Origin of the sequence: Chryseobacterium sp. 2TAF14 (assembly GCF_052115105.1) — a bacterium.
Lineage (GTDB): Bacteria > Bacteroidota > Bacteroidia > Flavobacteriales > Weeksellaceae > Chryseobacterium.
The window spans coordinates 1-4,223 of the sequence record NZ_JBFRGA010000267.1 but is presented as its reverse complement, the minus strand read 5'-3'; the positions used below and the strand labels follow the sequence as shown (position 1 = coordinate 4,223).

The following is a 4,223-nucleotide window of genomic DNA, read 5'->3' as shown; positions in this document are numbered from 1 at the left end:
ATATAAATTAGGCTGCGTAAATCTTGGTTCATCTCCTTCGTTATGACCATATTTTCTATATCCTAATAAATCGATATAAACATCTTTACCAAATTTAGCTCTGAAATCAGCAGCAAAATGAATCGCATGAACCACCGCTTCTGCATCATCTGCATTTACGTGCATCACAGGAGATTCTGTTACTTTTGCAATATCTGTACAGTATGTTGAAGACCTTGCATCTAAATAATTGGTTGTAAAAGAAACCTGGTTATTGACAACGATATGTACTGTTCCTCCCGTTTTGTAACCTTCCAAAGTCATCATCTGAGCCACTTCGTATGCAATACCTTGTCCTGCAATCGCACCGTCACCGTGAATGATGATTGGTAAAACTTTAGAATAATCTTTATATTTATCATCTACTTTTGCACGGCAAATACCTTCTACCAAAGCAGCAACAGTTTCTAAGTGAGACGGGTTCGGAGTCAGATTGATGGCAACCTCTTCACCTGATGCAGTTTTTATTTTTTTAGATGAACCTAAGTGATATTTTACGTCACCGGAGAATACATCTTCTTCAAATTCTTTTCCTTCAAATTCTGAGAAAATCTGCTTGTAAGATTTACCGAAAATATTGGTCAATACATTTAACCTTCCTCTGTGAGCCATCCCTAAAACAACCTCATCTACACCAAGCTGAGAAGATCTCGAAATCAACTGATCTAAAGCAGGAATCAACGTTTCACCTCCTTCAAGAGAGAATCTTTTCTGACCCACAAATTTTGTATGAAGATAATTTTCAAATGCTACAGCCTGATTTAACTTCAGTAAAATTTCAGTTTTTTCATTGGCATTAAGAATCGGATGATTTTCGTTTACCTGAAGCCATTGTTTAATGAAATCTTTCTCCTGAACGTTGTTGATGTGCATATATTCCACACCGATAGAATCACAGTAAATGTTTTCTAAATGCGTGATCAATTCCTGTAAAGTTGCAGGACCTTTCATTCCTGTTTCAACGGCACAGTTGAATTTTGTATTTAAATCTGACTTGTCAAGACCAAAATTTTCAATGTCTAAAGTCGGAGAATGATGTCTTCTATCACGTACAGGATTTGTTTTTGTGAAAAGATGACCTCTCGTTCTGTACGCCTCAATAAGATTTACCACCTTAAATTCCTTTTTGATGTGCTCCGGAACTTCACCGTTTGAAGCAGCCTGAGAAATTTGCTGAACTGCAGGTGCAGAATTTCCCAAATTCTTCACATACTGAATGTCTTCTTCGTCAGAATAGTTCTCTAATGCAAAATCAAAGCCTTGAAAAAAGGCTTTCCATGATGGTTCTAAAGAGTCAGGAAATTTTAAGTATTGTTGGTATAAATCCTCAATTAACTGAGAATGAGCTGCGTTTAGGAATGAAAATCTGTCCATTATTACAGTTTATCTATTATTAAATTTTGTTTAACGTATTAATCTTCAAATTTAATAAAAAAAACCGAGTTGGGATATCCTCAAAACCTTAAAAAAAATATAAAACCGATAATTGGGAAAAAATCATCTGTAAACGGAAAGTGAAAGCTTGAGATTAACATCCTGACCTTCCACAGGAGGTTCTATAAAAGTCTGATAAACATCACCATAGCGCATTGTATCTTTCTTCGCTTTTTGGATAAGCTGCTGAATCGCTTTTATTCTCGCCGGATAAGAACCTTTGAAATACATCACATAATTTTCTGTAGGATTCACCGATCTGAAACTGAAATTATTATCTGTAATTCCTATTTTTTTTGATAACGGAATCCCGAAAAAATAAGATACTTCTTTATCTTTAAAATTATCGGCATCGGTAATCAGAACAGGGTATCCTATTTCATCATTTTTTTTGCCTAAATCCATCGTCACAAAATTATTTATTTTGTTATAATTCATCACGATATTTCTGTACAAAGCGTCTTTTTTGTTGGAAGTACTTACATTCACTCCCAAAATCATTTTTTCTTCTTCTTTTTCTACCATCACGCTGTCATATTTTATGGCAGCCAGGAGATTATCTTTTTCTACTTTATTGCCTAAAACATTTTTAAGATTAAGCATGCTTTTATCAATATTCTCAGCAAATTTATCCTCTGTCCAGAAGTTTTGAGCCCTCGACAAAACCGATAATTTCGGCGTATGAACGTACCATGTAATCTTTGTTTTTTCGGCAGAAACAGCCTTAAATTTCACGTCGATTAAAGTAGGATTCTCGTCTTTATCTTCGAAAAGCTGATACCTTAATGTCTTGTTTGGATTTTCGTAACGGATGAACATTTCGCCACCGTCGTCACTTTTAGGATCATTGTAGCTGATTGCACTTCCCTTCCCTTCATACGGTGTATAATAATCGATCGTAATGGTATTTGAGCTGGAAAAAAAATTGTTCCACCGGGTAAAATTCTGCAGATTATTAAACTGATTAAAAACCTTTTCTAAAGGATAATCTACCTCTTTTTCAATGGTAAACTCTTTACTTTCATCTACAAAATAATACATGGAAGCCGCATAAGCTCCCACCAGCAAAACTATAATAACCGCTATGATTTTGAAAAAACGCATCGCACAAAAGTAACATCTATCCTATATGTGTTCCCGGAAGAAGTACCGCACCTTTTTTCACAACTACAATTCCGTCTTGTACGGAGTGAGTTCCGTAATCGCCGTCCTGAAGATGTTTTCCACCGATGATTCTTACATTATCTCCAACGTAACAGTTTTTATCTAAAATTGCCTTTTCAATGTAGCAGTATTTCCCGATTCCCATATTAGGTAAACCTTTCCGGTCATTATTGACAATATCTGTAGTATTTTGATAAAAATCTGATCCCATGATGTATGAATTTACAATGGTGCTTCCTTTATCAATTCTTGTACGGTTTCCGATCACAGAATTTTCGATTTTATCTGCCATAATGATGCATCCGTCTCCGAAAACTGCTTTGCTTACGTAAGAGCCATTCACCTTAGATGGCGGAAGCATTCTTGCACGCGTAAAAATTGGCGCCGATGAGAAAAGATTAAACTGCGGGAAATCGTGACAAAGATCTAAGTTTGCTTCGTAGAAAGACTCAATGGTTCCGATATCCGTCCAATATCCTTCATACTGATAACTAARCGTTGTATATTTTCCGATAGAATTTGGGATAATATCTTTACCGAAATCGTCTCCTGCTCCTTCATCAAACATTTTCTTTAAAATCGTTTTAGAAAAAATATAAATTCCCATTGAAGCCAAAAACTCTTTTCCTTTCATTTTATTTTCGTCAGAAACCTCAGATTCAAGACCATTAAGCTCATCAAAACCAGGCTTTTCAACGAAAGAAGTGATATTGCCGTCATCATCAGATTTTAAAATTCCAAAGCCAGTCGCATCTTTTGCATTTACAGGAATTGTCGCAATTGTAACATCTCCTCCATTATCAATATGGAAATCGAGCATTTCGTTAAAATCCATCTGATAAAGCTGATCCCCCGAAAGAATAAGAATATATTCATAATCGTACTTCTCAAGATGCTTCATTGATTGACGAACCGCATCTGCAGTACCCTGAAACCAGCTGTCGCTGTCAACATTCTGCTCTGCTGCCAAAATATCTACAAAACCCTGACTAAAAATATCAAAATGATAAGAATTTTTGATATGCGAGTTAAGAGAAGCTGAATTAAACTGAGTAAGAACCAGAATTTTATTCAATCCTGAATTAAGGCAATTCGAGATCGGAATATCTACCAATCTGTATTTCCCGGCAATTGGTACTGCAGGTTTAGACCTTGTATATGTTAATGGAAAAAGTCTTGTTCCTCTGCCTCCCCCCAAAACAATCGAAATGACGTTGTGCTTCATAAATATCTGCGTTTTTATTTTATTTTTATAGTTCGTAATTTAATATCAACTTCTGTTGTAAAACATATTTTTTCATGATTTTTATAATCAAATATATCTACATTGTATTTGTCTGAATTTCCAATCTTTTTTACATTTTTGTTAATTCCATCAATTGGAATATTACACTTTTCTAATTGTTTTCTAAACGATTCATTAGAAATCATCACATCCATTACATCAACTTGTTTCATCTGAAAATCTTCAAACTCTTGATTGTATTTAACTTTCCAATCCTTACCAAATCTTTTTTCTAAAGCAAGTTTAGTTTTATCATTCTCAGTTTTTATGCTATCTAGTAATTCATCTGTAACAACACAAC

4 protein-coding genes are annotated in these 4,223 nt (G+C 34.7%); all 4 read right to left on the bottom strand.

Features of this window, described 5'->3' with window-relative positions; genetic code table 11:
• Window positions 1–1,413: thiamine pyrophosphate-dependent enzyme (locus AB4Y90_RS17235; protein ID WP_441558796.1), on the bottom strand; the 1,413-nt coding region annotated here is incomplete at its 3' end.
• A 123-nt stretch (window positions 1,414–1,536) separates the two neighbouring features.
• Window positions 1,537–2,577, bottom strand: a complete 1,041-nt coding sequence (locus tag AB4Y90_RS17230) for an SRPBCC domain-containing protein (RefSeq protein ID WP_441558795.1) — start codon at window positions 2,575–2,577, stop codon at window positions 1,537–1,539.
• A 16-nt stretch (window positions 2,578–2,593) separates the two neighbouring features.
• Window positions 2,594–3,862: a glucose-1-phosphate adenylyltransferase gene (locus AB4Y90_RS17225; protein WP_441558794.1), complete on the bottom strand. Its 1,269-nt coding sequence runs from the start codon at window positions 3,860–3,862 to the stop codon at window positions 2,594–2,596.
• 14 nt (window positions 3,863–3,876) lie between these two features.
• Window positions 3,877–4,223, bottom strand: a 347-nt coding sequence (locus AB4Y90_RS17220) for a hypothetical protein (RefSeq protein WP_441558793.1), incomplete at its 5' end; no start/stop codon positions are given.

Excerpts from the sequence above, each read along its gene's own strand:
- AB4Y90_RS17230 (WP_441558795.1), bottom strand. The coding sequence starts at position 2,577 with ATGCGTTTTTTCAAAATCATAGCGGTTATTATAGTTTTGCTGGTGGGA.